The 351-nt window shown below is 44.4% G+C and carries 2 tRNA genes; both read left to right on the top strand.

The annotated features are described in order from the left end of the window. Positions 1–7: 7 nt before the first annotated feature. A tRNA-Met gene (locus tag H4J67_RS20110) sits at positions 8–84 on the top strand. 150 nt (positions 85–234) lie between these two features. Further along, a tRNA-Met gene (locus H4J67_RS20105) sits at positions 235–311 on the top strand. Positions 312–351 lie beyond the last annotated feature (40 nt).

Genomic DNA, 351 nt, shown 5'->3' with positions numbered 1-351 from the left:
ATTCGGACGCGGGATGGAGCAGTCTGGTAGCTCGTCGGGCTCATAACCCGAAGGTCGTCAGTTCAAATCTGGCTCCCGCAACCAACTTAAGATATAAGTATAAAATCAGGTCGTCAGTTCACTTTCGAAAGATATGGGCTCCGATAACCAACTTTAACTCAAGTATAAAGAGTTAATTCTTAAGTTTGAATCAAAACAACTTGGCTTTCCTAAGAAGTTATTAGGACATTCGGACGCGGGATGGAGCAGTCTGGTAGCTCGTCGGGCTCATAACCCGAAGGTCGTCAGTTCAAATCTGGCTCCCGCAACCAACTTAAGATATAAGTATAAAATCAGGTCGTCAGTTCACTT

It is taken from the genome of Colwellia sp. BRX10-4, assembly GCF_014077465.1.
Classification (GTDB): domain Bacteria; phylum Pseudomonadota; class Gammaproteobacteria; order Enterobacterales; family Alteromonadaceae; genus Colwellia_A.
This window is presented reverse-complemented; position numbering and strand designations above follow the sequence as displayed.